Source organism: Treponema sp. R6D11, from assembly GCF_054786075.1.
Window position 1 is genome coordinate 1 of record NZ_BDHD01001323.1, and the last position, 331, is coordinate 331.

The 331-nt window shown below is 31.1% G+C and carries 1 pseudogene; it reads right to left on the bottom strand.

The window, feature by feature from the left end:
* Positions 1–189 (bottom strand): annotated as a pseudogene (locus ACYVTD_RS18605) (hypothetical protein); the annotation flags it as partial.
* Positions 190–331 lie beyond the last annotated feature (142 nt).

Genomic DNA, 331 nt, shown 5'->3' on the forward strand with positions numbered 1-331 from the left:
GCAAGTATTTAATATATTTAAACAAAAATATTTAAAGCCTTCACCTTTTGGAGACAGCAAGCAATCAACAGAACCTCCAACTTTAAAAGTTGTGTGATCTTTCATTGGCTCGTTATAACAAAAACTTATTTCGCACGGAGTTTCTTTAATACACTTAAAAATTATTTCTTTTATTATTTTTTCGCTCATAATTAATTACTCGGGATTTCTATGCCAAGATTCTCCGCGGTTCTTTTTGCTTTCCTTGAAAGACTTTCATTCTTGTCTTTTGTAAGCGCGATTATTTCTTCTTTTAATCCTGTAAGTTTATTATTACTCGCCATATCAAGAC